At 60.7% G+C, this 23,713-nt stretch carries 20 protein-coding genes; 11 read left to right on the top strand and 9 right to left on the bottom strand.

The window, feature by feature from the left end; translation table 11 throughout:
- Nucleotides 1-14: 14 nt before the first annotated feature.
- The 6 genes from ACQY5P_RS00980 to ACQY5P_RS00955 all read right to left on the bottom strand — a co-directional run bounded on the left by ACQY5P_RS00980 (nucleotide 15) and on the right by ACQY5P_RS00955 (nucleotide 7,197).
- Nucleotides 15-860 (bottom strand): HAD-IIA family hydrolase, encoded by an 846-nt coding sequence (locus ACQY5P_RS00980; RefSeq protein ID WP_428408970.1) that lies wholly within the window; start codon nucleotides 858-860, stop codon nucleotides 15-17.
- On the bottom strand, nucleotides 850-2,331 hold the full coding sequence (locus ACQY5P_RS00975) for a biotin carboxyl carrier protein (RefSeq protein ID WP_428408969.1): 1,482 nt from the start codon (nucleotides 2,329-2,331) through the stop codon (nucleotides 850-852). The genes ACQY5P_RS00980 and ACQY5P_RS00975 overlap by 11 nt, the downstream gene beginning before the upstream one ends.
- Complete coding sequence (locus ACQY5P_RS00970; protein WP_428408968.1) at nucleotides 2,324-3,670, bottom strand: acetyl-CoA carboxylase biotin carboxylase subunit; 1,347 nt, start codon at nucleotides 3,668-3,670, stop codon at nucleotides 2,324-2,326. Before ACQY5P_RS00970 ends, ACQY5P_RS00975 begins: the two co-directional genes overlap by 8 nt.
- A gap of 183 nt (nucleotides 3,671-3,853) precedes the next feature.
- Nucleotides 3,854-4,315 carry an acetyl-CoA carboxylase biotin carboxyl carrier protein gene (locus tag ACQY5P_RS00965; RefSeq protein ID WP_428408967.1) on the bottom strand — a complete coding sequence of 154 codons (462 nt, stop codon included), beginning with the start codon at nucleotides 4,313-4,315 and terminating at the stop codon, nucleotides 3,854-3,856.
- 4 nt (nucleotides 4,316-4,319) lie between these two features.
- On the bottom strand, nucleotides 4,320-5,372 hold the full coding sequence (locus ACQY5P_RS00960; protein ID WP_428408966.1) for a PEP/pyruvate-binding domain-containing protein: 1,053 nt from the start codon (nucleotides 5,370-5,372) through the stop codon (nucleotides 4,320-4,322).
- Nucleotides 5,373-5,382: 10 nt separating this feature from the next.
- Nucleotides 5,383-7,197, bottom strand: a complete 1,815-nt coding sequence (locus ACQY5P_RS00955; RefSeq protein ID WP_428408965.1) for a PEP-utilizing enzyme — start codon at nucleotides 7,195-7,197, stop codon at nucleotides 5,383-5,385.
- A 127-nt stretch (nucleotides 7,198-7,324) separates the two neighbouring features.
- Here ACQY5P_RS00955 and ACQY5P_RS00950 point away from each other — a divergent pair, with 127 nt between their 5' ends.
- From ACQY5P_RS00950 to ACQY5P_RS00935, 4 genes are all read left to right on the top strand, one after another.
- Nucleotides 7,325-8,251, top strand: a complete 927-nt coding sequence (locus ACQY5P_RS00950; protein ID WP_428408964.1) for a LysR family transcriptional regulator — start codon at nucleotides 7,325-7,327, stop codon at nucleotides 8,249-8,251.
- Between the two features lie 133 nt (nucleotides 8,252-8,384).
- The gene (locus ACQY5P_RS00945; protein WP_428408963.1) at nucleotides 8,385-9,398 is read left to right on the top strand and encodes a zinc-dependent alcohol dehydrogenase family protein; all 1,014 of its coding nucleotides are present in this window, start codon (nucleotides 8,385-8,387) and stop codon (nucleotides 9,396-9,398) included.
- A gap of 88 nt (nucleotides 9,399-9,486) precedes the next feature.
- Nucleotides 9,487-10,434 carry an IS1595 family transposase gene (locus ACQY5P_RS00940; protein ID WP_428408962.1) on the top strand — a complete coding sequence of 316 codons (948 nt, stop codon included), beginning with the start codon at nucleotides 9,487-9,489 and terminating at the stop codon, nucleotides 10,432-10,434.
- 330 nt (nucleotides 10,435-10,764) lie between these two features.
- The gene (locus tag ACQY5P_RS00935) at nucleotides 10,765-11,694 is read left to right on the top strand and encodes a hypothetical protein (RefSeq protein ID WP_428408961.1); all 930 of its coding nucleotides are present in this window, start codon (nucleotides 10,765-10,767) and stop codon (nucleotides 11,692-11,694) included.
- Between the two features lie 181 nt (nucleotides 11,695-11,875).
- On the opposite strand, the gene ACQY5P_RS00930 is transcribed toward ACQY5P_RS00935, so the two are convergent.
- Entirely contained in the window at nucleotides 11,876-13,447 is a 1,572-nt protein-coding gene (locus ACQY5P_RS00930) for a class I adenylate-forming enzyme family protein (protein WP_428408960.1), read from the bottom strand.
- 497 nt (nucleotides 13,448-13,944) lie between these two features.
- Between ACQY5P_RS00930 and ligM the strand changes: the two genes are divergently transcribed.
- Complete coding sequence (ligM, locus tag ACQY5P_RS00925) at nucleotides 13,945-15,342, top strand: vanillate/3-O-methylgallate O-demethylase (protein ID WP_428408959.1); 1,398 nt, start codon at nucleotides 13,945-13,947, stop codon at nucleotides 15,340-15,342.
- A 287-nt stretch (nucleotides 15,343-15,629) separates the two neighbouring features.
- Here ligM and ACQY5P_RS00920 read toward each other — a convergent pair whose 3' ends face one another.
- The gene (locus ACQY5P_RS00920) at nucleotides 15,630-17,357 is read right to left on the bottom strand and encodes an amidase (protein ID WP_428408958.1); all 1,728 of its coding nucleotides are present in this window, start codon (nucleotides 17,355-17,357) and stop codon (nucleotides 15,630-15,632) included.
- A 126-nt stretch (nucleotides 17,358-17,483) separates the two neighbouring features.
- Here ACQY5P_RS00920 and ACQY5P_RS00915 point away from each other — a divergent pair, with 126 nt between their 5' ends.
- A complete protein-coding gene (locus tag ACQY5P_RS00915; RefSeq protein ID WP_428410614.1) occupies nucleotides 17,484-18,686 on the top strand; it encodes a glycine C-acetyltransferase in 1,203 nt (400 codons plus the stop codon).
- A 66-nt stretch (nucleotides 18,687-18,752) separates the two neighbouring features.
- On the opposite strand, the gene ACQY5P_RS00910 is transcribed toward ACQY5P_RS00915, so the two are convergent.
- The gene (locus tag ACQY5P_RS00910) at nucleotides 18,753-19,049 is read right to left on the bottom strand and encodes a UrcA family protein (RefSeq protein WP_428408957.1); all 297 of its coding nucleotides are present in this window, start codon (nucleotides 19,047-19,049) and stop codon (nucleotides 18,753-18,755) included.
- Nucleotides 19,050-19,407: 358 nt separating this feature from the next.
- Between ACQY5P_RS00910 and ACQY5P_RS00905 the strand changes: the two genes are divergently transcribed.
- From ACQY5P_RS00905 to ACQY5P_RS00885, 5 genes are all read left to right on the top strand, one after another.
- Nucleotides 19,408-19,572 carry a hypothetical protein gene (locus ACQY5P_RS00905; protein WP_428408956.1) on the top strand — a complete coding sequence of 55 codons (165 nt, stop codon included), beginning with the start codon at nucleotides 19,408-19,410 and terminating at the stop codon, nucleotides 19,570-19,572.
- Between the two features lie 140 nt (nucleotides 19,573-19,712).
- Nucleotides 19,713-20,747: an L-threonine 3-dehydrogenase gene (gene tdh / locus ACQY5P_RS00900; protein WP_428408955.1), complete on the top strand. Its 1,035-nt coding sequence runs from the start codon at nucleotides 19,713-19,715 to the stop codon at nucleotides 20,745-20,747.
- Nucleotides 20,748-20,779: 32 nt separating this feature from the next.
- Nucleotides 20,780-22,015 (top strand): OmpA family protein, encoded by a 1,236-nt coding sequence (locus tag ACQY5P_RS00895; protein WP_428408954.1) that lies wholly within the window; start codon nucleotides 20,780-20,782, stop codon nucleotides 22,013-22,015.
- Nucleotides 22,016-22,077: 62 nt separating this feature from the next.
- A complete protein-coding gene (locus ACQY5P_RS00890; RefSeq protein WP_428408953.1) occupies nucleotides 22,078-22,539 on the top strand; it encodes a RidA family protein in 462 nt (153 codons plus the stop codon).
- Nucleotides 22,539-23,696 carry a GNAT family N-acetyltransferase gene (locus ACQY5P_RS00885; RefSeq protein ID WP_428408952.1) on the top strand — a complete coding sequence of 386 codons (1,158 nt, stop codon included), beginning with the start codon at nucleotides 22,539-22,541 and terminating at the stop codon, nucleotides 23,694-23,696. The genes ACQY5P_RS00890 and ACQY5P_RS00885 overlap by 1 nt, the downstream gene beginning before the upstream one ends.
- Nucleotides 23,697-23,713 lie beyond the last annotated feature (17 nt).

Genomic DNA, 23,713 nt, shown 5'->3' with positions numbered 1-23,713 from the left:
CGATGCGAAAGGTTTCACGCTCCTTCGCGAAGCCGTTCATAGAGCTTGTCGATCCCGGAAAGCAGGAGTTCCGGCCGTTCCGCCGGATCCTCGCGGGATTTGAACGCCGCCTCGTCGTAAATCCCCGTGGTCACCGCCACGGAATAGGCGCCGCCCATATTCGCCATTTTCGGCTCAAGCTGCGGGTCATCGCCCACGACGACGACGTTCGCGTCGCGGGGCAGTCCCATGCGCGCTTTTGCAACCATCAGCGCGTCGACCGATGGCTTGCCGAGCACATGCGCCTCGGCGCCGGTCAGGGCTTTCAGCATCGCGTTGATGGCGAAACTCGTGCCGATGCCGCGCTTGTCGGCGCCCGCCGCTGCAAAGAAAGGAACATCGGACGCCGTGGTCAGATGCGCGCCGGCCCAGATCGCGTGCACGGCCGCTTCCAGGTCGGGAAAGGTGAATTCTCGGAACCAGCCCACATAGATCGCATCGTAAGGCCCTCCATCGCCGGGAGATTCGACGACCTCAAGGCCGAGATCGGCGAGCGGCTTCCACACCGGCTCTTTGCCGAGAACGAGAATACGCCCGACGCCTTTTTCTTTGAGGTAATGCGCGGCGGCTGTCGACGGCGTCATGAACTCTTCGTCGCGCACGTCGAGGCCGGTGGCGCGCATGGCGTTCGCATACCATTCGGGCGTTCGCGCTGTGCCATTCGTAAAGACCTGATAGGGAACGCCGCGCTCGCGCAGCAGCGCCAGCGTTTCCACAGCGCCCGGCAGCGCCTTTTGCCCCGCGCTCGCCTTGTCCCCGAGAACCAGGGTCCCGTCCATGTCGAAGATGAAGCCTTCGGCTTCGCGCAATTTATCGGCCAAGTCCCGCTCCCTTATAGAGCGCCATGCGGAAACCCGGACGCTCAACCGCAATGTCTGGCGCGTCGGGCCGCGCCGCGAGTTGCTTGAGTAATTTGAACACCGGCGCCGCTTCCGGCGTGTAAGTCGCACGGCTTCGCCCGGCGGCGAGCATGGCGTCCACCTGTTCCTGAGGCATCACGGCGCGAAACAGGAACTCTTCGTCGTCCATGTTTTCGCCGAACCGTTTGCGCAGATCCTTGTACGCCGGGAACATGGGCTCGGCTTCGAGCTCCCTGGTGCGCGGCCGGTCAAGGATGGTCTGCTTCACAGCTTCGTCGACCGGACTTGTGGGCCGGCCGAACTTGCCCATGACATAGCGGATCACCTGATCGGAAACCTGCGCATAACGCTTCGTGCCGATGACGTTAAACAGCGCCTGGCTCATCACCATCTGCGGGAACGGCGTCACCATGATGGGGTAGCCAAGCTCCGCGCGCACGCGCTCCGTCTCGTCGATCACTTCCTGAAATTTGTGGCCGAGATTGAGTTCGTCGAGCTGGCGCTTGGTGGTGGTCATGACGCCGCCGGCGATCTGATGCCTGAGGAAACTAGCGTCGAAGCTCTGCGGCTTGCCGAATGGGAGTCCTTCGGCGGTCGCGAGGCGCGTCCAGTAATCCTTCACCGTCGCCAGCGCCTTGTCGTTGACGTTCACCGTGTGACCGGCCTCGCGAAGGTTCGCGACCATGCGCGTCGCCTCCGGCAGGGATGACCCGTCGCCGAGCGGCCCGACGCCCACATGCACCGCATCGATAATGCCGAGATCGGCCGCAGCGAGCGAGGTCAGCGGGCCATAGCCGATGGTACAATGGGCGTGCACTTCCAGCGGTTTGGCGCCAATCGCGGCCTTCACCGCCTGCGCCAGCGTTCTCACGCGGTCGGGCGACATGAGCCCGCCGGGATCTTTCAGATAGAAAAGATCGATGTGGTTGCTCTTGGCGAGCCGCCCGGCAAATTCTGCGTAGAACTCATCCGTGTGAATGTCGGACAGGGTGAAGGTGAGCGCGCCCATGACGTCGGCGTCGCCTTCTTCTTTAATGATACGCGCCGCCTCGATCACCGCATCGGGATCGTGCATGGGGTCGAGGACGATGAATCGGCGAATGCCCGCCATCTGCAGGCGGCGATAGGCGAGCCGCATGAATTCCGGGTCCGCCTGCTGCCACGCCACAAAGCGCAGACCCGTGGTGATGAACTGCAACGGCACGCTCGGCATCGCCGCGCGCATGCGCTTGATGCGCTCCCACGGATTGTTCTGGAAATAGCGGATCGCGACCGCCATAGTCGTCGACGAGGTGAAATCGCAGGCGTGAAAGCCGACCCGCTCCATGGCGCCGGCGATGTCGAGAATCTGCGCGGTGTTAAGACCCGTAGCGCCCCAGAGCGACTGGTTGCCGTCGCGGATCGACACATCGACGAGCTTGATCTCAGCCATTTTGAAGCCCCTCAAAGAAACGCGTATCGACGCCGCCTTTTTTGAACCGCGCATCCGCCATGATCCGCGCATGCAAGGGCGCCGTGGTTTTCACGCCTTCAATGTTAAGCGTTGCAAGCGTCTCGGCGATGCGGGCGACCGCTTCCTCGCGCGTCGCGCCATGGACGATAAGTTTGCCTATCAGCGAGTCGTAATTGGGCGGGATGGAATCGCCGGAACGGATATGACTGTCGACGCGCACCCCCTCGCCCGCCGGCCATTCGGCTTTTGCGACGAGGCCGGGCGACGGACGGAAATCGGCGTCCGGGTCTTCGGCGTTGATGCGGACTTCAATGGCGGCGCCCTGAAACTCGATGTCGCGCTGCCGGTACCCGAGGCTCGCGCCGCTGGCGATCAGCAATTGCTGCTCGACGATGTCGACGCCGGTGATTTCTTCCGTCACAGGATGCTCGACCTGAATGCGCGCATTCATTTCGAGGAAATAAAAATCGAAGGTTTCCGCGTCCACAAGGAATTCGACGGTGCCGGCGCCTTTATAGTTGAGATGCTCGGCGATCTTCACCGCCGCAGTTTCGATGGCGCGGTGCCGGTCATCGGGAATGTTCGGCGCCGGCGCTTCTTCGACGAGTTTCTGAAACCGCCGCTGGATCGAGCAGTCGCGCGTGCCGAGATGAATGGCGCGCTTTCCGTCGCCGATCACCTGCACCTCCACATGGCGCCCCGACGCGACGAAACGTTCCACATAGATGCGCGGATCGCCGAAGGCGGCTTCCGCCTCCGACACCGCTAACCCGATCTGAGACTTCAGGTCTTCGGGCCTGTCGACGCGCTTCATGCCGCGCCCGCCGCCGCCGGAGACGGCCTTGATCAGGAGCGGATAGCCGGTCTTTTCCGCGATTTTCGCCGCGTCGTCCGCAGTCTCCGCCTCGCCGCCCGGCACGACCGGCAGGCCCGCCTCTATCGCCACATGACGCGCTTTCAGCTTGTCGCCCATGGCGTCGAGCGCATGCGGATCGGGACCAACGAAAATCATGCCGGCCTCTGCGACAGCGCGCGCGAATTTGATGTTCTCCGACAAGAACCCATAGCCCGGATGCACCGCATCGGCGCCCGCCTCTTTCGCGGCGGCGACAACCTTCACGATATTGAGATAGGATTGCGAAGACGGCGCCGGGCCAAGGCGCACCACAAGATCCGCTTCCGCCGCGCCGCGCGAATTTGCGTCCGCATCGGAAACGCCGAGCGCCGTCTTCATCCCGAGACGCTTCGCCGTTCTGATGACACGCAGCGCGATCTCGCCGCGATTGGCGATGAAGAGAGTGTTGATGGGTTTGCGCATCTTAGTCTGCCTCCACCTCTCCCCCTTGGGGGAGAGGTCGGCCGCCAGAGCGCAGAGCGCGAAGGCGACCGGGTGAGGGGGTAAAGCGGAGAGCTTCTAGGGCGCCTACGCCCCCCTCACCCCAACCCCTCTCCCCCCATAGTGTGGAGAGGGGCTTTAACGTCACATGTTGCGATTGCCTCCTCACGCCGGCTTCACTTTCATCAGCACCGTATGCGCCTCGATGGCTTGCGCATTGTCGGGAACGATCTCGACGATCTCCCCGGCGACGCCGGCATGTACCGGGTTCATGAGCTTCATGGTTTCGATGATCGCGACCACCGTATCCGGCGTCACCTTGTCGCCGACTTCCACATAGGGCGGCGCGCCGGGCTGGGGCGCGCGATAAAACGTGCCCGGCAGCGGCGGCTTGATGACGAGGAGACCGTCCTTCTCCGCCTCGACTTCAGGCTCGACGGCGGAGGCGACGGTCTTCGTTTCCTCACCGCCGATTGGAGACCATTCCTGGGTGAAGCCTTCGCCGGAACGCTTGACGCGCAGGCGGAAGCGCGAGGTTTCGATGTCGAGCACGTCATAAGACGACTTCGCAAGGATGGAGGCGATTTCCTCGACGTCTTCAGGGGTTAGGGGCAGATCGTTGCTCATCGCCTCACGTCCGCTTGCCGCCGAAAATGTTCATCACATGCTTCATAGGGTTGTCCTGGGCCGAGGCGACCGGCGTCTTGTCCTTTGCAGACCAGACAGTCTCGGGGCGGCTCTGAAGGAGAAGAATTTTGCCTGTGCCCTTCTCTACGGCCCATTCGATGTCCTGAGGCTTGCCGTAATGCTTTTCCGTCTTGCGGCCGATGTCGCGAAGCTGGAGCAGCTCCTCGTCGCTGAGGCACGGCGCCGTGCGTTCGGCTTCGGGCAGTTCTACATCTTCGATGCCGCCGCCTAGTTTCGGGGACTGGCGAATGTGCTTGTCGGAAATATCGCGCGTGGTGATTTCGCCGGTGAGTTTGCCAACCACCCAGCGGTCGGGCGTCACCTCGCCGGAGACGACGGCGGAGCCGAGGCCCCAGGCGCCTTCTATCGTGATGACCGAGCGGTCGCCGGTCAGGGGGCTCCGCGTAAACATGACCCCGGCCGTGCGCGCATCGACCATCTTCTGAACGACGACCCCCATGGCGACGCCGCTTTCGGGAAAATTCTGGCGGCGGCGGTAACAGACGGACTCGACCGAATAGAGCGACGCCCAGCAGCTCCGCACCATCCTGATCGTCTCTTCCGCGCCGAGCACCCAGAGATAGGTGTCCTGCAGCCCGGCGAAGGAGGCATCCTCCGCATCTTCCGTCGTCGCCGATGACCGCACGGCGACGGGAGACTTCGCATCATCGCCGCAGAGTTCTTTATAAGCCGTCTTGATGTCGTCCTCGACATCCTCCGGCAAAGGCTCTCTGATGATCCGTTCACGGATCGCCTTCGTCACGGCGCCGACATGATCGAGATCGTTGGGATCGAGCGCCTCAACCGGCGCGCGCAAGGGCTCTTCCCGGTCAAGTTTCTGGATGAAGCGCTCGAAAGCCTCCGTCCTGACGACGAAACCCGGCGGCACGTCAATGCCCGCTTTCGTCAGCTCGCCGAGGCTGCCGCCTTTGCCGCCGACGCTGGGGCGGTCGGAAAGGCCGATATCGGCGAACCATGAAATATTGTCAGCAGTCATTTTGCGAAACCTAAAGCAGCGTGACGACCCCGCGGGCGCCGTCGACCCGGATGCGCTGGCCGTCCTGAATGCGCGCCGTCGCCTGCCCCGTGCCGACGACCGCAGGCAGCCCGTATTCGCGCGCGACAATCGCCGCATGGCTCATGGAGCCGCCGATGTCGGACACCGCGGCGGAGATCTTCTGGAACACCGGCGCCCAGGTGGGGTTCGTCACCTGGCAGACGAGAATGTCGCCTTCCTGAAGGCGATTGATCTCCTGCACCGATTTGATGACCCGCGCCGTGCCTTCCACAACGCCGGATGACGCAGCAAAACCGCGAATCTCCTTGCCGTCGGCGTCGGCAGGCCCTGACAACCAGATGTCGAGATTTTCTCGCGTAATGCCCCACAGCATGACGATCGCCGGATCATCAATGATGTCAGGCACAGGGCCGAGCGCCGGCGGCATGTTGACCTCAGCCCAGATCTTGATCGCTTTCCGGCGTTCGGCGACCATTTTGCGGAAGCGCTTGCCGCCGCGCGTCGCAGAGCCGTTGGACCAGCTCGTCATCACGTCGACAATGCCCTGCTCCAATTCGTAGCGCGTCAGGTGGAACACGTCTTCCTGCTCGTCGAGAAGGCCATGCTCGACGAGAAGATCGCCGAATTCCCGGATCTTGTTGAAGAAGAGATTGGTATACCAGTGCTCGCAATAGAATTTGTGCCCTTCCACATAGGGAAAGACACGGCAGGCAAGCTCGATCATCTGGTCATAGGCGGCGCGCTCTTCATCCGTCCCCAGAAGATCGCGATAGCCATCGATCAGTTCCTGACGCTCGGCCTGCAACTGCTCTATGGGCCGGTCGAGATTGTCGCCCGCTTTGATCTTCGCCGCGTAACCCGGGATCGCCGAGAAAGGCAGCGAGAGATCGTCATTCCATGAGCGGTGATAGTGGTAAAAACCGTCGCCCACATTCACGTTGAACCAAGGATTGCGGGATTTTTCGAGTTCAGCCAGCCATTCCTTGCCCGGCGCGCCCATCTGCTCCAGCGATGCGATGACGTCATCGGCGGAAACATTATCGCCGAACTTGCCTTCAAGGCCGAGCTCCACCGCCTTGCGCGCAAGACGTTTCACTTCATCATCGGGCTTGAAGATTTCGGCCTCGAAGCCCGCCACCATGCGGGCAATGGTCTGGTCGGTGATTTCGGGAAACGCTTTTTTGCAGAAATCGAAAAAGACCATATAGGCGCCATATCCGAGCAGCAGAAACTCGAAATGGTGGTGCCACATGCGGAAATAGCCCTCGAGCGTCTTCTGGTAGGTCTCGAGGAGATAGTGGTTCGAGGCGACGCCCTTGCCGGCGTGGACGTTCTCAAGCGGCTCGAATTCCGGAAGCTTCACCGGCGGCAGCTCTTGCGCATCGGCGATCAGCTTTTTCATCTTCACTTTCCACTGGTCGTAAAGCCGCTCCCAGTGTTCGTAGTAATAAAACGCGCGCTTCTGGAATTCTTCCGTGCGCCGCTCAATTTCCGCGGGGTCGGTCACCGCATTGCCGCCGATATAAACCCGGCCGTTCATGACGCGATAATCGATGCCGAGGGTCGTCGGCAGACAATGCACCCGCGTATTGGATGAGCCGAGCGCGCAATAAGCCGCCTCCGCCGTCACCATGTCGAAATGGTGCATGGGCTCCGGGAAGTGCATGGAGTTGTAAAACCAGAAGCGCTCATCATCCTCCGGCGCGAACTGCATGTAATAGGGATATCCGGCCTGGGCGGCCTCAGTCCCGTCGGCGACATTGAGCGAGCTTGGTTTGGGAAAGCCGGCGGGCTTTTTTGACATCGTTGTCCTCGTTTCCTCCGTCGGCGCACGCCTCTTTCGGGCGGTTTCGCGCGGCTGGACAGAACCATAGGGCGCCCATATCTTCTCGAAAAGCGGAATATTCGGATCACGTCATTCGATTTTTGTTATGAACCTCGGCACGCGCGATTTTCACCTTTTGACCGTTCTCGCTAACGAGCTGCATTTCGGCCGCGCCGCCGACGCGCTCGGCATGCGCCAGCCGCAGCTTTCGACGCGCCTTGCACAGATCGAGCGCGCAGTCGGCGTTGAACTTTTCGTGCGCCGCCCCAAAGTGAGCCTGACGCCTGCGGGCCGGATGATCGTCGACGCCGGGCGCCGGGCCTTGACCGATTTCGAGACCGCCGTGGAACAGGCGAGGCTCGTGGAACGCGGCCAGATCGGCGCCATCGTCACCGCTATCGGCTCGAGCGTCATGCTCACCAACATACCGCAATCGATCCAGCGTTTCCGCGAGCAATATCCCGACGTGGGCATTACCCTGCGCGACATGCATTCGCGCCAGCAATGGGAAGCGCTCGGCGCCGGACAGATCGACGTCGCGATCACCCGGGAAATTGGCGTTGGGAAATCGCTGAAAAGCGAGATCATCGGCCGCCAGCGTTTCGTCGTGCTGATGCCCTCCAACCATCCGTTGGCGAAGCGCAAAAAAATCGCTCTCGAAGAACTGAAAGACGAATCCTTCGTCCTATTCCAGCCGGTGATCGCGCCGGGCTTGCATCACCAGATCAACGCACTCTGCATCCGCGCCGGGTTTTCGCCGAAAATCGTACAGGAAGCGGAGGAATGGTACACTGTGCTCGGCTTTGTGCGCGCCGGCTTCGGCATCACCATTACCCTCGACATGCCCGGCGCGCCGGTGCTCGCCGACGTCGCCTCCTGCCCGCTTGAAGGCATGGATACGCATTCGCCAATCTTCCTTTGCTGGGACGAGGACCGGCGCTCCGCCTCTCGCGATCTCTTTCTCGACTGGCTGCGCAAGGACGCTCAAGCAGCAGACAAGAAGCCCGGCGGCGCGAAAGCGCGCGCGAAGTAGTCCTTGCCAATGCAGGACTGCATCAAAGGTTTGCTTACAGCGAAGTCGCGCGTCTTTGATCGATTTCGAGGCGTTTCGTCGTTATGATGGCTTCAACCAGAAATGCTCAGGGCAACAGAAACGGACGCGCGCCATGAAAAAATATGTTTTGAAAGCCGGCTCCACCTCGCTTGAAAGCCTCGTCATCGTCGAACAGGACGAGCCGAAGCCGAAACCGGGCGAAGTTCTCATCCGCGTGCGCGCCTGTTCTCTGAACTACCGGGACCAGGCGGTGGTCACCGGCAATTATTTCGGCGGCGTCTTGCAGAACGATACGGTGCCCCTTTCCGACGGCGCCGGCGAAGTCGTTGCGGTCGGCGACGGCGTCACCGAGTTCAAAACCGGCGACCGCGTGGCCGGGCTTTTCTTCCAGAACTGGCATGATGGCCCGCCGAACCCGCATGCGGGGGCGGCGCTCGGCGCGTCCGGTTGCGACGGCATGCTATCCGAATATGTGGCGCTGCCGGAACGCGGCGTCGTCAAGATCGCGGAGAGCCTTTCCTTTGAAGAGGCGGCGACGCTCCCCTGCGCCGGCGTCACCGCATGGAACGCGCTGATGTGCGGGCGCAACCCGATCAAGGTCGGCGATTGCGTCTGCGTCCTCGGCACCGGCGGGGTTTCCATGATCGCGCTTGGCATCGCCCACGCGGCGGGCGCGCATGTGGTGGTCACGTCGTCTTCCGACGAAAAACTCGACCGCGCGAAAAAACTCGGCGCGTCAGGCTTCGTCAACTACCGCAACACGCCGGAGTGGGGCCCGGCCGCCGCAGCGGCCAGCCACAAGGGCGGCGCCGATGTGGTCGTCGAAGTTGGCGGCGCGGGCACCCTCGCCCAGTCCATGCAGGCGGTGAATTTCAACGGAGAGATCGCGCTGATCGGCGTCCTCACCCGCTCCGGCGATACGACCCCGCACCCGCTGATGATGAAGGGCTCCAGCATTCGCGGCATTTTCGTCGGCAACAAGAGAATGGCGCAAGACCTTGCCGCCGCCATCGATATCAACGGCATGAAGCCCGCCATCGACAAGGTCTTTCCATTCGAAGACGCCGCCGAAGCCTATCGCTACCAAACGCGCGGCGCATTCGGGAAGGTTGTGATTAAGGTTTAGCGTTCGTTTTTCCTCCCCCGCTTGCGGGGGATTATATACTTGACTGAACACGGCAGAATCCCTACCTTAGAGAGGAAGGGACAAAGCCATGACCGTGAACCTCAAAAACCCGATCTACCAAGACGAAGCCAAAGCCCGCGAGCATCTTGAAAGCCTGCGCTGGCCTGATGGCGCCTACTGCCCGCGCTGTGGCGGTTTTCAGGTTGTGAAGCTCGGCGGCAAGGCTGGCGATCTCGGCCAATACAATTGCCGCGACTGCCGCAAGAAGTTCACCGTGACCGTGGGGACCATCTTTGAGCGTTCGCACATTCCCCTGACGACTTGGCTTCTCGCTTTCCAGCTTATGACCTCGTCAAAGAAAGGCATGTCCGCGCATCAACTGCACAGAATGCTTGATGTGACCTACAAAACGGCATGGTTCATGGCCCACCGTATTCGCGAGTCCATGCGTCCGACTGACGTAAGGTCCGGCCCCAAAGGCGGGGAAGGCAAAATCATCGAAGCTGATGAGACCTATATCGGCGGTAAGGAAAAGAACAAGCACAAGTCAAAGCGCCGTCACCCCACCGGAGGCGCTGGCGGCAAACAAGCTGCGTTCGCGCTTGTGGAGCGCGGCGGCCATGTCCGCTCCTTCCATGTCGCCAAGATCAGCGGCAAAGACTTGCGCCCCTATATCGTTACGCAGGTCAGCCGCAAATCCACGCTCATGACCGATGAAGGCGGCCAGTACCGCCATGTCGGCAAAGAGTTCGCCCGCCACGAAACGGTCAATCACTCAATTGACGAGTATGTTCGCGGCGACGCTCACACGAACACCGTTGAAGGCTACTTCTCAATCCTTAAGCGCGGCGTCACCGGCGTTTATCATCACGTCTCGGAAGCGCACTTGAAGCGCTACCTTTGCGAATTTGATTTCAGATACAACGAACGCGCCGCCCTTGGCGTGTCAGATGACGAACGCTGCGCTAAAGCTATCCAAGGCTCAAGCGGCAAGCGCTTGACCTATCGGCGGCCTGACGGAGCCGCTCACGCCTAAGCAGCAAGCGAAACGCTTTCTGCAATGGCGAAAGGCGCAGGGGAAAACCCGCTAAATACAGCTATGGACTATCGGCGCTTGGCGCCGAAGACTCTTGCCCGCGCACACTGATTCGCATGCATGGCCCTGAAACAGAGGCGGGGCGCATGGTGTGTCCCAGTGCGGGCGGCACAACCGCTCGGCCACAGAGGAGTATTCCAAATGGCAAAGCGCAAGTGCGGCTGTAAAACGCCGCCAAAGGGCAAGAAGACGGTCGCGGTAAAACGCTACGTCCGTCGGAAGGCTCGTAAGTGCTAAGTCGTCTTTGACTTCTTAGCGGGGCGGCCAGATTTGCTTTCACCGGCGGTCTGGTCGCCTTTCTTCTTTCCTTTGCCGCTTTGGTTAACAGAAGGTTTATGCGGCATAGGCGGCATGTTGAGGGCCCTTTTTAGAGCCTCGTCACGTTTTCTTTCATCGGAACTTTTAGCCATGGCGAACCCATATCACAGCCCAATCCGCGTTTTAGCAAAGGCGAAGACCAAATACGAGGCACTCAATTCGGGGATCAAAACCTACCTTGCTTCGGATTTCCACGCCGAGGTCAAAGAGTTCGATCTCAAAAGCGGTTGCCATCTGTATAAGCACAGAATCACTCGTTTCCCCGGGGAGGACATCGCTGACCTCGCCTACGAGATCATCGACCACCAAAGAAGCGCGCTGGACCAAATTGCCTACGTTACGGCTGTCATGTCTGGCGTTACCGGCAACGCTCTGGAGCGCATTCACTTCCCCATTTCCCGCGTTTCCGCAGACTTTGAGAACGCCATCAAACGCTCCTGCAATGGGCTTCACCCAGACATCAAGACGCTCTTCCGGTCTTTTAAAGCGCACCCGGGAGGGAACGACATTCTTGTTGAACTTAACGGAGTTCGTAAAAAGGGATTTCACCGCTTTATCGTCCCCGTCGCGACCGTCGCTAATGTCACCCCCGGACTCGCATCTATGCAGGGCAAACCCGCCTACATCCCCGCTCCCGTCTGGGATAGCAAAAAACACGAGATCATATGCAAGTCCGAAAGCGACTACGGCCGCTTTAGCTTCGATGCAGAATTGACCTTCAATGTAGCCTTTGGCGAAGTTGATTCCGTTGCGGGCAAACCAGTCGCTACGTTTCTGCACGCCTCCTATGCGGAGATCGTCGATATTCTTGAACTCACTATGCGAAAAACAGCTAAAATCGGCCTCTGCTCCATGTCGGATTACGAGGGCTTCATCACCTGACCTTTTAGCGCCGGTCTGTCCGTTCTGAGATAGGGACGAAATCTGTTCAGTCAAGTATATAACTCCCCGCTTGCGGGGGAGGTGTCGCGAAGCGACGGAGGGGGCCAATCCTTGCTTTGCAATGCCCCCATCGCCTCGCTTCGCTCGGCACTTCCCCCATAAATGGGGGAAGAGAGTCTTCCTAATTCACACTTCTTCCCGCGCCGCCCCAGAAGGGTTCGCGCAGTTTCTTCTTGTCCATCTTGCCCACGGGCGTGCGCGGTATCGCGTCGACGAAATGCACTTCCTTCGGCGCCTTCACCGAACCGATGCGCGCCTTGGCGTGCGCAATAATTTTCGCCGCGTCCACCTCGGCGCCTTTGGCTTTCACCACCATGGCCGTCACCTGCTCGCCCCATTTCTCATGCGGCACGCCGATCACTGCGCACTCTGCGACTTCGGCGAGCTCCATGACGCAGTCCTCGACTTCGGCAGAGAAGACGTTGAAGCCGCCGGAGACGATCATGTCCTTCTTGCGATCGACGATGTAGTAAAATCCGTGCTCGTCGCGCTTGCCCACATCGCCGGTGTGATGCCAGCCATGAGCAATCGCCTCCGCGCTCGCTTCGGGCAGTTCGAAATAGCCGCCGCCGACAATGCCGCCGCGCCCGACAATCTCGCCGACTTCGCCGGTGGGCAGAATATTGCCGTCATCGTCCATGAGTTCGACGCGCACCGAATACGTCGCCTCGCCGCAGCTCGTCAGCCGCTCAGGGTGATCGCCGGCCGCCGCGGCCGCAACAACTTGCGGCGACAGCCAGGTGGCGACGAGGTGAAACTCGGTCTGGCCATAGCTCTGGCACATGCAGGGGCCGAACACCTCCACCGCCTGTTTGAGTTTTTCCCCAGCGACCGGCGAGCCGGCGAGGAGGAAATATTTGAGGCTCGAATAGTCGTACTCGCGCACCTTCGGATGGCCGAGCATGGCGTAAAGCGCCGTCGGCGGCAGGAACATGTGCGTCACTTTGTGTTCCTCGATCGCCTTCATCACCGCTTCGGCGTCAAAGGTCGGGAGCACCACCACGGTCGCGCCCATGGCGAGCGCCGCCATCGTCACCGGCCCTGCCGCATGGGTCAGCGGCGCGGTCGCGAGCGATACAGGCTTGGTGTCCGCGTCCACCGGCATGATGTTGCAAATCGTCTCCAGCATCGTTCCCCATGAGCGGTTCATGACGCGCACGCCCTTCGCCGGGCCTGTCGTGCCGCCCGTGGCGATCAGCGCCGTCAGTTCCTCCGGATTGCCGATGGGATCGCCGAGATCGGGAAACACGTCCGACGGCGCCGTCTTCATGAAGTCCTCAAGCGATTGGTCGCCGTTCATCGCCTTGTCGAGACACACCATCCGCCTGACGGTCGGAACCTGTTCCTTGATCTGCTGCGCCTCTTTCGCATAGCTCGAATGATAGAGGACCATGCTGACGTGGACATATTTCAGGTAAGCAATATTCGCATCGAGGGCGTTGCGGGTGTTCACCGGGACCCAGATCGCCCCGGCCCGCCAGCAGCCGAGCATCGCCGACAACACCGGCCCGTCATTGGGCGACATGATGGCGATCGGCTCCTGGTTTTTCATCCCCGACTCGCGCAGGGCGCCGGCGACCTTGTGGGTCAGCGCCTCCATTTCGCGATAGGTGTAACGGGTTCCGCCGGAGATCAGCACATCACGGTCGGGATGGAGCTTCGCCATTTTGTCGAAGTAGTCGATTGTTCTCATGATATAGTCACCACTGGGCCGTTATCAGACTGTTACGGAAGGTTCTTACCCGCGCAGCTCAACACCAACACCGCTGCGCACGCGATAGCAAGACGTTCTTCCTGGCGCGCGCAGTCTTGCCGCATATCGAATGCGCGCGAGCCTTCAGGAGCGAAATCACACTTTCCGCGCATGGCGCAGAATGCGGAAAACCGGAAGCCATCCCAGGCCGGCGCCGGCTTTTATCGCCTGCGGATATGACGCAGGTGCAGCAAAATTCCAGGCAATCAATTCGCCCTGAAAGCGGCCGAACCGGCCCTCCGGCAAGTTCGCTTTTTTCACATCTTTTGTGCGCTGGGACAGGGTTTTCCGGACTTTTTCAGCCCTACTTTCCGCCCGATAACGCTAGACATGGCGCAGCTAAAAATTGTAAGCAACATAAACAATCTCGGGCGCCCTCCCGCATGGCGGACGTCCCGCTATTCTTGACAACACGAGAGCAGGAGGATTTCGCCGCAATGACCGCCAAGAATCTGGAAGAGGTGCTCAAAAGCGCCGGCAACACGGTGCAAATGCTCCGTAATTCTAAAATCGGCGCCTATGTTTATCCGGTAGTGCCGACCGAGTTCCACAACTGGCGCGACGAACAGCGCGCCTGGCGCGAAACCGCCGTTCTTTTCGACCAGACGCATCACATGGTCGATTTGTTCCTGAAAGGTCCGGACGCCATCAAGGTTTGCTCCGACACCGCCATCAACACGTTCAAGAACTTCCCCGTCAACCGCGCCAAGCAATATGTGCCGGTGAGCTATGACGGCTATGTCATCGGCGACGGCATCCTCTTCAACCTCGAAGAAAACCACGTCGTCTTCGTCGGCCGCGCGCCGTCCGCCAACTGGCTGCAGTTCCACGCCGAAACTGGCGGCTATGACGTCGAAGTCGTTTATGACGACCGCTCGCCCTCCATGCCCATGGGCAAGGCCGTCACCCGCAAATTCTACCGCTTCCAGATCCAGGGCCCGAACGCCCAGAAGGTGATCGAAAAGCTGAATGGCGGACCATTCGAAGACATCAAGTTCTTCCACATGGGCTACATCAATATCGGCGGCAAACAGGTTCGCGCCCTGCGTCACGGCATGGCCGGCGCGCCGGGCCTCGAAATCTGGGGCCCCTATGAGGAATATCTCGACATCCGCGCGAAGATCCTCGAAGCCGGCGCCGAATTCGGCATCGTGCCCGTGGGCTGCCGCGCCTATGCGACGAACACGCTGGAATCCGGCTGGATCCCCTCGCCGCTTCCCGCCGTCTATACCGGCGAGAAGATGAAGAAATACCGCGAATGGCTCCCGGCGAAATCCTATGAGGCCATGGGCGGCATCGGCGGCAGCTTCGTCTCCGACAATATCGAAGACTATTATGTGTCGCCTTACGACATCGGCTATGGCCCGTTCGTGAAATTCGACCATGACTTCATCGGCGCGGACGCGCTGAAGAAAATGGAAAAAGAACAGACCCGCCGCAAGGTGACGCTCGCCTGGAATGATGACGACGTTCGGAAGATCATGGGCTCGGTCGTCGGCCAGGGCACGCCTTACAAATACTTCGAACAGCCGCTCGCCAACTACGCCTCGTCGAACTACGACTCGGTGACCGCAAACGGCAAGAATGTCGGCTTCTCGATGTTCACCGGCATCTCCTACAACGAGCGCAAGGCGCTGTCCCTCGCGACTGTCGACAATGACGTGGAGATCGGCAACGAAGTGAAGGTCGTCTGGGGCGAGCCCGACGGCGGCACGGCCAAGACCACGGTCGAGCGCCACCAGCAGATGGAAGTTCGCGCGATTGTCAGTCCGGTTCCCTATTCGGAAACGGCGCGCAAGGAATACGCGGCCGGCTGGCGTACAGGCAAAGCATAAGTTTTGCCTTCACTCCTTTCGGAAAAGGCCGGCGGCGACGCCGGCCTTTTTCTTTGCACTGATGATAAGCAATTACGGAAACAGAAAAGAGCCCGCGCGGCTACGCGCGGGCTCTTTCCTCTCTCCCCCGTCCCTGAAAGGGATCGGGGTCCGTGCAAACTATTATCACTAGTACTTAAGCAAGGGAATGCCGCCCAGCACATGAGGCCCGGGCTGCTGTCGCGCTATCCCGGAAAGTCTCAGGTTTTCAGGCAGTAAGCATGCCAAATAAATGAGGAGAAATAAGGTCAGAATCCCGGCGGACGGGCGGACGCGACCCCCATTTCGCGCTCCATCGCGGCGCCAAGGGCGATAATTTTTGCCTCTTCAAAGAGGTCGCCCCACAGGCTCACCCCGCGCGGCGCGCGGAAGGTGGCGCGGCCCTCGCCGTTGTTTGCGCCCTCTTCGTCGCGCTCCACTGGCCGCTGCGCATAACCGGCGCGCAGGACGAGCTGTGGATGGCCCGTGGCATTGGTGGCGAGCAGCGCGCCGCCGGCGAAGTTCGGACCCACCAGCGCATCGAAGCCCTCAAACGCGGCGCCGACTTCTTCCATGACGCGTCGGCGCAACCGGTCGACCTGTATATAATCCACGGCGGAAACGAAGCGCGTTCCACGCCAGGTGTTGGGCCATGCGTCTTTCTCCTGCCAGACCAGTTCATCGTCGCGGTTCGATAGCGTGAGATCGGCGAACGCCGCCGCCGACTCCACAAGGACAATCGCGGTCAGCATGCGGAAATCGATTTGCGGCCAGGGGAACTCCTTCAAAGTCACTCCGAGATCGCGCAATGTCTGAAGCGCCTTGCGGTCGGTCTCGTCGCCTTCCTCGAACCATTGCGGCACATAACCAACCGTCATCCCTGATACGTCCGGCGTCGCTTCATAGGCGAACCCCATGCGCGCGGCGCCCGCATCGTCGGCGTCATAGCCGTTGATCTGCGACAGGACCGCGGCTGTGTCCTCAACCGAGCGGCAGATGGCGCCGACCTTGTCGAGAGACCAGCAGAGCGCCATGAAGCCGGCGCGCGACACGCGCCCGAAAGTCGGCCTCAGGCCGGTGGTTCCGCAACGCTCGGAAGGAGAAATGATCGAGCCATAGGTTTCCGTGCCGATGGCGAAGGCGCAAAGCCCGGCCGCGACCGCAGATGCTGACCCGGCGCTCGACCCCGATGACCCCTCATCCGGGTTCCAGGGATTGCGCGTCTTTGCGCCAAACCACTGATCCCCATAGGCAATGGCGCCGCAGGCCGTCTTGCCGAGAAGGACCGCGCCCGAAAGGCGCAGCTTGCGAACAACTTCGGCGTCGTCGTCAGGAACACGGTCCTTGAACGGCGCCGCGCCCCAGGTGGTCAAAATCCCCTTCGTGTCGGCGAGGTCTTTCATGGCGTAGGGAATGCCGTGCAGCGGTCCGCGATCGCGGCCCTCGCGAAGATCATCGTCTGCTTGCGCCGCCTGCTCGCGCGCAAGCGCCGGCGTCACGGTGATGAAGGCGTTAAGCTTTCCGTCATGGGCAGCGATGCGTTTGAGATAAAGCTCCGTCAACTGAACGCTGGTGATCGCGCCGGCGCGCAACCAGGCGCCAAGCTCAACCACGCTAGCGAAGGCGAGATCATTTTCGTCCTTCGGCGCGGCGCGCGTCACCGGCGACAGGCGCAGCTCGTTCTTTTGCGACGGAATGGACTTTCGCGGCAGCTTCGGGTCGAACACAAGCGCCGGCGCCAGATCATTCGGCATCTCCATCGCCCGCATCGCGGCAAGCGTTTCGAGCTGACCCTCGACGCCCTCGATCATCATCGCGCGCTCCGCAGGCGTGAAGGTTATGCCCTGCAGCTTCTCGGCCTCGGCGACCGTCCGCACGGTGATGCCATCATCGACCGCGGCTTCCGCCGCCGTCACATCTTCTCGCCCACAGCTGGCGACCGCTCCCGCTCCCGTCAAAGCTGCAATACGCAACAAGTCCCGTCTGCTTGGCATCATCGTCCGCCCCCTTCCGCTATCTCAATGAAACCTGCCGGTTTCCGCCGCTTACGACAAGGAGTTAACCTCGGATGCGTTGACGGGGGAGGAGCGCGGCGCCAAACCATGGCCAAAATGGAGCCACCCATGCGTCAGGATTTTTACGACCGGATTTCCCAAAGCCTCGCCGATATCCGCGATCAAGGCCTTGAAAAGATCGAGCGCCAGATCACCTCGCCGCAAGGGCCGGTGATCGAGGTCGATCACAACGGCAAGAAGAAAAAAGTCCTCAATTTCTGCGCCAACAACTATCTCGGGCTCGCCGACAACCCGGAGATCGTTAAGGCCGCGCAGGAGACCATGGACGAATACGGTTTCGGCATGGCGTCCGTGCGTTTCATCTGCGGCACGACGGACCTCCACCGGCGGGTCGAAAAGGAAATTGCGGATTTTCTCGGCTATGAAGATTCAATTCTCTTCGCCGCCTGTTTCGACGCCAATGGCGGGGTCTTCGAACCGCTGCTCGAAGCCGAAGACGCCATCATCTCCGATGCGCTCAATCACGCGTCCATCATCGACGGCGTTCGGCTTTGCAAGGCGAAACGCTACCGCTTCGCCAATTCCGACATGAAGGACCTGCGGGCGCAACTCGAACAGGCCGATCTCGACGGCGCACGCACGAAACTGATCGTCACCGACGGCGTCTTTTCCATGGACGGTTATATCGCCAAGCTTCGCGAGATCAGCGCTCTCGCTGAAGAATTCGGCGCGCTTGTCATGGTCGACGATTGTCATGCGACCGGCTTTATGGGGCCTCATGGCGAAGGCACGCCAGCCCATTGCGGCGTCGCCAAGAACATCGACATTCTCACCGGCACGCTCGGCAAGGCGCTGGGCGGCGGCATGGGCGGTTATATCTGCGCTTCAAAGGACGTCGTGCATCTGTTGCGAAACCGCGCGCGGCCCTATCTCTTCTCCAACGCGCTGACGCCGGCGCTGCTCGGCGCAACCTTGAAAACGCTGGAGCTGGTGCGCGGCGGCGCGCACTTACGCGAACAACTCTTCCGCAACGCCCGCCGGTTCCGGGAACAAATGACGAAAGCCGGATTCGATCTCCTTCCCGGCGAACATCCGATCATTCCGCTGATGATCTATGACGCCAGGAAGGCCGGGGACATGGCGGCGAAACTGATGGACGAAGGGGTTTACGTCACCGCCTTTTCCTTCCCCGTCGTGCCGCGCGACAAGGCGCGCATCCGGACGCAGATGTGCGCTGGCCACACGGACGATCAGGTGGATGAAGCCGTCGCCGCGTTCATCAAGGTCGGAAAATCCGTCGGGGTTATATAAACGGAATCGCCAAGCGCCCCTGGCCAAAGCCAGGAGACGCTTGCCGTCATGGGTGAGCCGCCGCGACTAAACGCTGGCTCTATGCTCGTTATGGATCTTGTCGAGCTGAGGATCGTTCACCTTGTGGACAAGCTGATCCACAACATCCGACACGCAGCGGTCGCGCACTTTGCGATATTTGATGACGCTGTCATGGTTCAGACGGCTGTCGCATGTGCTTTCGGCGGCCGCCTGAATACGCTGATAAACATCCGTTGCGCCTTGCTCCGTCGTCAGTTCGGCGGGAGCATAGGACATGTCGGCAAAAGCCGGAGCGCTGAAGGCGACGCTCAACGCTGCGGCGGCGGCAAGTTTCTTTATCATGATAAGACTTCCTTGTTCCTGGACGCCCATCCCTAATCGGCGCATCTCTTTTTTCGCGCGCCTGGGGGCCTGCATGTCGTGAAATACGGACCTCTGCAACCCATATTTTCTGATCAAGTTTTCGTTACAGCTTAAGAAGCAATCGCGACGAAAATTTCGCGTGCCGCAGCGCAAACAACACTTCCGAATTGCAGCGCAAATCATATTCGCGCATGCAGCTTTTCGTTTCTGCAGAGCTTTGCGTTAGATCAAAACTTCAATCGCCGTGTGCTTATATCGCATCTGCAAAAGATCGCGCTGGAACAAAAGCTCCGGCGAAGCGTTAGCGCCATGCGTTCACTTTTCGAAGGAGACGTCCATGACCGCCCAGCAAAAGACCCAAAAGCCCAAGCCAACTCAAAACGAGCAGGAAGAACTCGACGAAGCGCTCGAAGATTCGTTCCCGGCGAGCGACCCGCCCGCCCCCGCCAGCCCGCCCACGAAGAGCGAAGAGCTGGAGAAGGACAAGGCGAAGTCCCGATAGGCTTGGCCGGATTTTCCTTGGCCCTTCCGCCATTTACGCTAATTTTTCCCGGTTTTCAGAAGCGCCGTTCATAGTGACGGCGCTTCTTTTGCTTGGTAGAAGGCGGACGGAAACCCACGCCCCATTTTCAAGGAATTCCCATGAAAGCCCTGATGAAAGCCAAGCCCGAAGAAGGCATCTGGATGGTCGACACATCGCGCCCGGATGTCGGCGCCAACGACGTCCTCATCAAGGTGAAACGCTCCGCGATCTGTGGCACCGATGTCCACATCTACAACTGGGATGACTGGGCGAAAAGAACGATCCCCGTGCCGATGACTGTCGGCCATGAATTCTCCGGCGAGATCGTGGAAATCGGCGCCGAGGTTCACCTCGAACATTTCAATATGAAGATCGGCGACCGCGTGTCGGCGGAAGGTCACGTCACCTGCGGCTATTGCCGCAACTGCCGCGCCGGCAAGCGCCATCTCTGCCGCAACACGGTGGGCGTCGGCGTCAACCGTCCGGGATCGTTCGCCGAATATGTGTCCGTGCCGGCTTTCAATGTCTACAAGCTGCCCGAAGCCGTCTCCGACGATATGGGCGCGATCTTCGATCCTTACGGCAATGCGACCCATACGGCGCTCGCCTTCGATCTCGTCGGCGAAGACGTCCTCATCACCGGCGCCGGGCCCATCGGCGTCATGGCGGTCGCGATCGCTAAATTCGTCGGCGCACGCCATGTGGTGATTACCGACGTCAACGACTTCCGCCTCGATCTTGCGCGGAAAATGGGCGCGACACGCGCCGTCAATGTGACGAATGAATCCCTCAAAGACGTCATGGAAGATCTGAAGATGACGGAGGGCTTCGACATCGGCCTCGAAATGTCGGGCGTCCCGTCGGCGTTCCAGTCGATGCTCGAGACGATGAACCATGGCGGCAAGATCGCCATGCTCGGCATCATGCCCAACGGGGCCGGGATCGACTGGGAAAAGGTCATCTTCAAGGGGCTCGACATCAAGGGCATCTATGGCCGCCGCATGTTCGAGACCTGGTACAAAATGGGGGCCATGCTGCAGGCGGGGCTCGATCTCTCACCGATCATCACTCATCGCTTTTCCATCGAAGACTATCAGACAGGGTTCGACATCATGCGGTCCGGCCAGTCCGGCAAAGTCATTCTGGAGTGGTGACAGACCGGACGGATAAGACCAAAACGCTCCGCATGAATGCAGTCCTGAAATTCCTCCTCGGCTTTCTGGCTGTCGCCGCCCTTGGCGCCGCGGCCGTGACCATGGAAGGAACGCCCGGATCCGCCGCCTCCGCCCAAGCCCGGCTTCAAGAAAAAGCCGATGAGATTCTCACAGACGATAATATCGAATGGGCGTCCGTGCGGCTTGACGGCCAGAAGGCGGTGCTTTTTGGAACCGCGCCGAGCGAAGAGGCCAGAGCGGCCTTAATTGCGCGCGTCGCAGAAACTGCCGGCCCGGGCGGGCTTGTCTCCGGCGGCGTGACAGCAGTCGATGCGAGCCGGCTTGTCATTTCGCCGCCGCTGCCGCGCGCAGAACCTTTCATCTTCATCGCCGAACGCGAAGGCGGCGTCGTTACATTTTCGGGCAATGTGCCGGATCAGGCGACGCGCGACGAGATTTACCGGCTCGCCGCAGGTCTCTTCCCGGACGCGGAGATTTCCGGCGTTATCGACATTGCGGATGGAGCGCCGGCGCCGGCGGATATGTGGCTTGACGCAGCCGCCGCATCGCTGCGCGCGCTCTCCCATTTGCGGAGCGGCGTCGCGGAAGCCAATGACGGCGTGTTTACGGTCACCGGCGAAGCGGAGGATGAAACCCGCGCCGCTGCCTCACGCACGCTGATGAGCGATTTACGTGACGGCCTCGATGGCGAGACCAGAATTTCCATCCGCAAACCGCCGGCGAGCATTGAAGATATCATCACACAGGCTGAAGAAGAAGCGGCAGACCAAAGCGCCGATGCGCCGGAGGAGCAAACCAGCTTCTCCCCGGAAGACGAAACACTCACTGAAATACCGATTGATGAAATGGCCGGCGCTGCAGAGTCCGCCGCCCCTGAAGTGGACTGCGCCGAACCCCTTGCCGAAGCCATCAACGCCCGGCGCATCGGATTCACCAGCGCCCGGGCTGACATCGACAACCCCTCCCGCGATCAGTTGCGCAGGGTGGCGCGACTATTGGCTGATTGTCCCGAAGTCAGGCTCGCAATTACCGGCCACACGGATTCCAGCGGCAGCGCCGCCCGCAACCGGCAGCTTTCCGGTTATCGCGCCGACGCCGTGCGCGCTTTCCTGATTTCCGTCGGTATAGCGGAGGAGCGCGTCACGGCCCGCGGCGCCGGCTCCGCCGAGCCCATCGCAAACAATGCAACGCCCGCCGGCCGCGAACAAAACCGGCGGATTGAAATTGAAATCATCCGTCAGGAATAGGCTGCGCCGGTTGGCAAACCCGCAAAAAGAAATCACACTGGATTGACGCAAAGGAGCTTTTAATGTCCCGCATCGACGCGCGCCTCGCCGACCTCGGCATCGTTCTTCCCGAGCCTGTGGCGCCGGTGGCGAACTATGTGCCCTTTGTGGTCTCCGGCAAACAGGTTTTCATCTCCGGTCAGGTGTCGATTGGCGCGAACGGACTGATTACCGGCAAGCTTGGCGCAGGTCTGACCGTCGAACAGGGCGTCGAAGCGGCTCACGCCTGCGGCGTAAACCTGATCGCGCAACTGAAAGCTGCCTGCGGCGGCGACCTCGACAAGGTCAAGCGCGTGGTGAAACTCGGCGGTTTCGTCAATTGCACGCCCGATTTCGTCGACCAGCCGAAAGTCGTCAACGGCGCTTCCGATCTTATGGTGGCGGTCTTTGGCGATGCGGGCCGTCACGCGCGCGCCGCCGTGGGCGCGCCGTCCCTGCCGCTCGGCGCCGCGGTCGAAGTCGACGGCGTTTTCGAGATCGCCTGATGGCCGATGGCGCGGACAGGATTGTCGGCCGCACGCTCTCCTCCATCAGCGAGATCGATGCGAACGTCTGGAACGCGCTCGCCAATCCGTCGCCTGAAACCTACAACCCATTCGTCTCGCACGAATTCTTGAGCGCGCTTGAAGCCTCAAAATCGGTCGCGCCGGAAGCCGGCTGGGCGCCGATGCACCTTGTGGTCGAGGAGGCAGGCGAGATCATCGCCGCCGCGCCGCTTTACGCCAAGGGCCACAGCCAGGGCGAATATGTGTTCGATCATCACTGGGCCGACGCGCTCCACCGCGCGGGCGGGCGCTATTATCCGAAACTCCTCAGCGCCGCGCCGTTTACCCCCGTGCCGGGCCCGCGCCTGTTAGCAAAAACACCCGCCGCAAGGGCGACCCTCGCGGGTCTGTTGCGCGAAGCGACGGCGCAGACCGGCATGTCGTCGGCCCATGTGAATTTCGTCACGGAGGAAGATAAAACCGTTCTTGAAGCGGCTGGTTTCCTGCCGCGCATGGGCGAACAATATCACTGGTTCAATCGCGGCTACGAAAGTTTCGAGGATTTCTTAAGCGAACTCGCCTCGCGCAAACGCAAACAGGTGCGCCGCGAACGCCGCGACGCGGCGGAAGGCGTCCTTATCAAGCGGCTGAGAGGCGCTGAAATAACCGAGCGCTATTGGGATGCGTTCTGGCTCTTCTATCAGGACACCGGCGCGCGCAAATGGGGCCATCCTTACCTAACCCGCACGTTCTTCCGGTTGATCGCGCAAAGCATGAGTGAGCGCATATTGCTCATTGTCGCCGAACGGAACCGCGAGCCTGTGGCCGGGGCGCTCAACTTCATCGGCGGCGATGCGTTATATGGGCGTTACTGGGGGTGTACGGAGGATGTCCCCTTTCTGCATTTCGAACTGTGTTACCATCAGGCGGTTGAGTTCGCCATCGAACACAAGCTCGCTCGCGTCGAAGCCGGCGCCCAAGGCCAGCATAAAATCGCGCGCGGCTATGAACCTGTCGCCACATGGTCGGCGCACTGGATCGAAAATGACAGCTTCCGCGACGCCATTGCACGCTATCTCATTTCAGAAAGAGATGAGACAAGCATGGAAATCGACGCGCTGAAAGAGTATACGCCATTCCGTAAAGCGCCACGGTGATTCAAAACAGGAAGGTT

The sequence above is a fragment of the Hyphococcus sp. genome (assembly GCF_965267305.1).
Taxonomy (GTDB): domain Bacteria; phylum Pseudomonadota; class Alphaproteobacteria; order Caulobacterales; family Parvularculaceae; genus Hyphococcus.
This window is presented reverse-complemented; position numbering and strand designations above follow the sequence as displayed.

Excerpts from the sequence above, each read along its gene's own strand:
- ACQY5P_RS00975 (WP_428408969.1), bottom strand. The coding sequence starts at position 2,331 with ATGGCTGAGATCAAGCTCGTCGATGTGTCGATCCGCGACGGCAACCAG.
- ACQY5P_RS00970 (WP_428408968.1), bottom strand. The coding sequence starts at position 3,670 with ATGCGCAAACCCATCAACACTCTCTTCATCGCCAATCGCGGCGAGATC.
- ACQY5P_RS00965 (WP_428408967.1), bottom strand. The coding sequence starts at position 4,315 with ATGAGCAACGATCTGCCCCTAACCCCTGAAGACGTCGAGGAAATCGCC.
- ACQY5P_RS00960 (WP_428408966.1), bottom strand. The coding sequence starts at position 5,372 with ATGACTGCTGACAATATTTCATGGTTCGCCGATATCGGCCTTTCCGAC.
- ACQY5P_RS00955 (WP_428408965.1), bottom strand. The coding sequence starts at position 7,197 with ATGTCAAAAAAGCCCGCCGGCTTTCCCAAACCAAGCTCGCTCAATGTC.
- ACQY5P_RS00950 (WP_428408964.1), top strand. The coding sequence starts at position 7,325 with ATGAACCTCGGCACGCGCGATTTTCACCTTTTGACCGTTCTCGCTAAC.
- ACQY5P_RS00945 (WP_428408963.1), top strand. The coding sequence starts at position 8,385 with ATGAAAAAATATGTTTTGAAAGCCGGCTCCACCTCGCTTGAAAGCCTC.
- ACQY5P_RS00940 (WP_428408962.1), top strand. The coding sequence starts at position 9,487 with ATGACCGTGAACCTCAAAAACCCGATCTACCAAGACGAAGCCAAAGCC.
- ACQY5P_RS00930 (WP_428408960.1), bottom strand. The coding sequence starts at position 13,447 with ATGAGAACAATCGACTACTTCGACAAAATGGCGAAGCTCCATCCCGAC.
- ligM (WP_428408959.1), top strand. The coding sequence starts at position 13,945 with ATGACCGCCAAGAATCTGGAAGAGGTGCTCAAAAGCGCCGGCAACACG.
- ACQY5P_RS00920 (WP_428408958.1), bottom strand. The coding sequence starts at position 17,357 with ATGATGCCAAGCAGACGGGACTTGTTGCGTATTGCAGCTTTGACGGGA.
- ACQY5P_RS00915 (WP_428410614.1), top strand. The coding sequence starts at position 17,484 with ATGCGTCAGGATTTTTACGACCGGATTTCCCAAAGCCTCGCCGATATC.
- ACQY5P_RS00910 (WP_428408957.1), bottom strand. The coding sequence starts at position 19,049 with ATGATAAAGAAACTTGCCGCCGCCGCAGCGTTGAGCGTCGCCTTCAGC.
- ACQY5P_RS00905 (WP_428408956.1), top strand. The coding sequence starts at position 19,408 with ATGACCGCCCAGCAAAAGACCCAAAAGCCCAAGCCAACTCAAAACGAG.
- tdh (WP_428408955.1), top strand. The coding sequence starts at position 19,713 with ATGAAAGCCCTGATGAAAGCCAAGCCCGAAGAAGGCATCTGGATGGTC.
- ACQY5P_RS00895 (WP_428408954.1), top strand. The coding sequence starts at position 20,780 with ATGAATGCAGTCCTGAAATTCCTCCTCGGCTTTCTGGCTGTCGCCGCC.
- ACQY5P_RS00890 (WP_428408953.1), top strand. The coding sequence starts at position 22,078 with ATGTCCCGCATCGACGCGCGCCTCGCCGACCTCGGCATCGTTCTTCCC.
- ACQY5P_RS00885 (WP_428408952.1), top strand. The coding sequence starts at position 22,539 with ATGGCCGATGGCGCGGACAGGATTGTCGGCCGCACGCTCTCCTCCATC.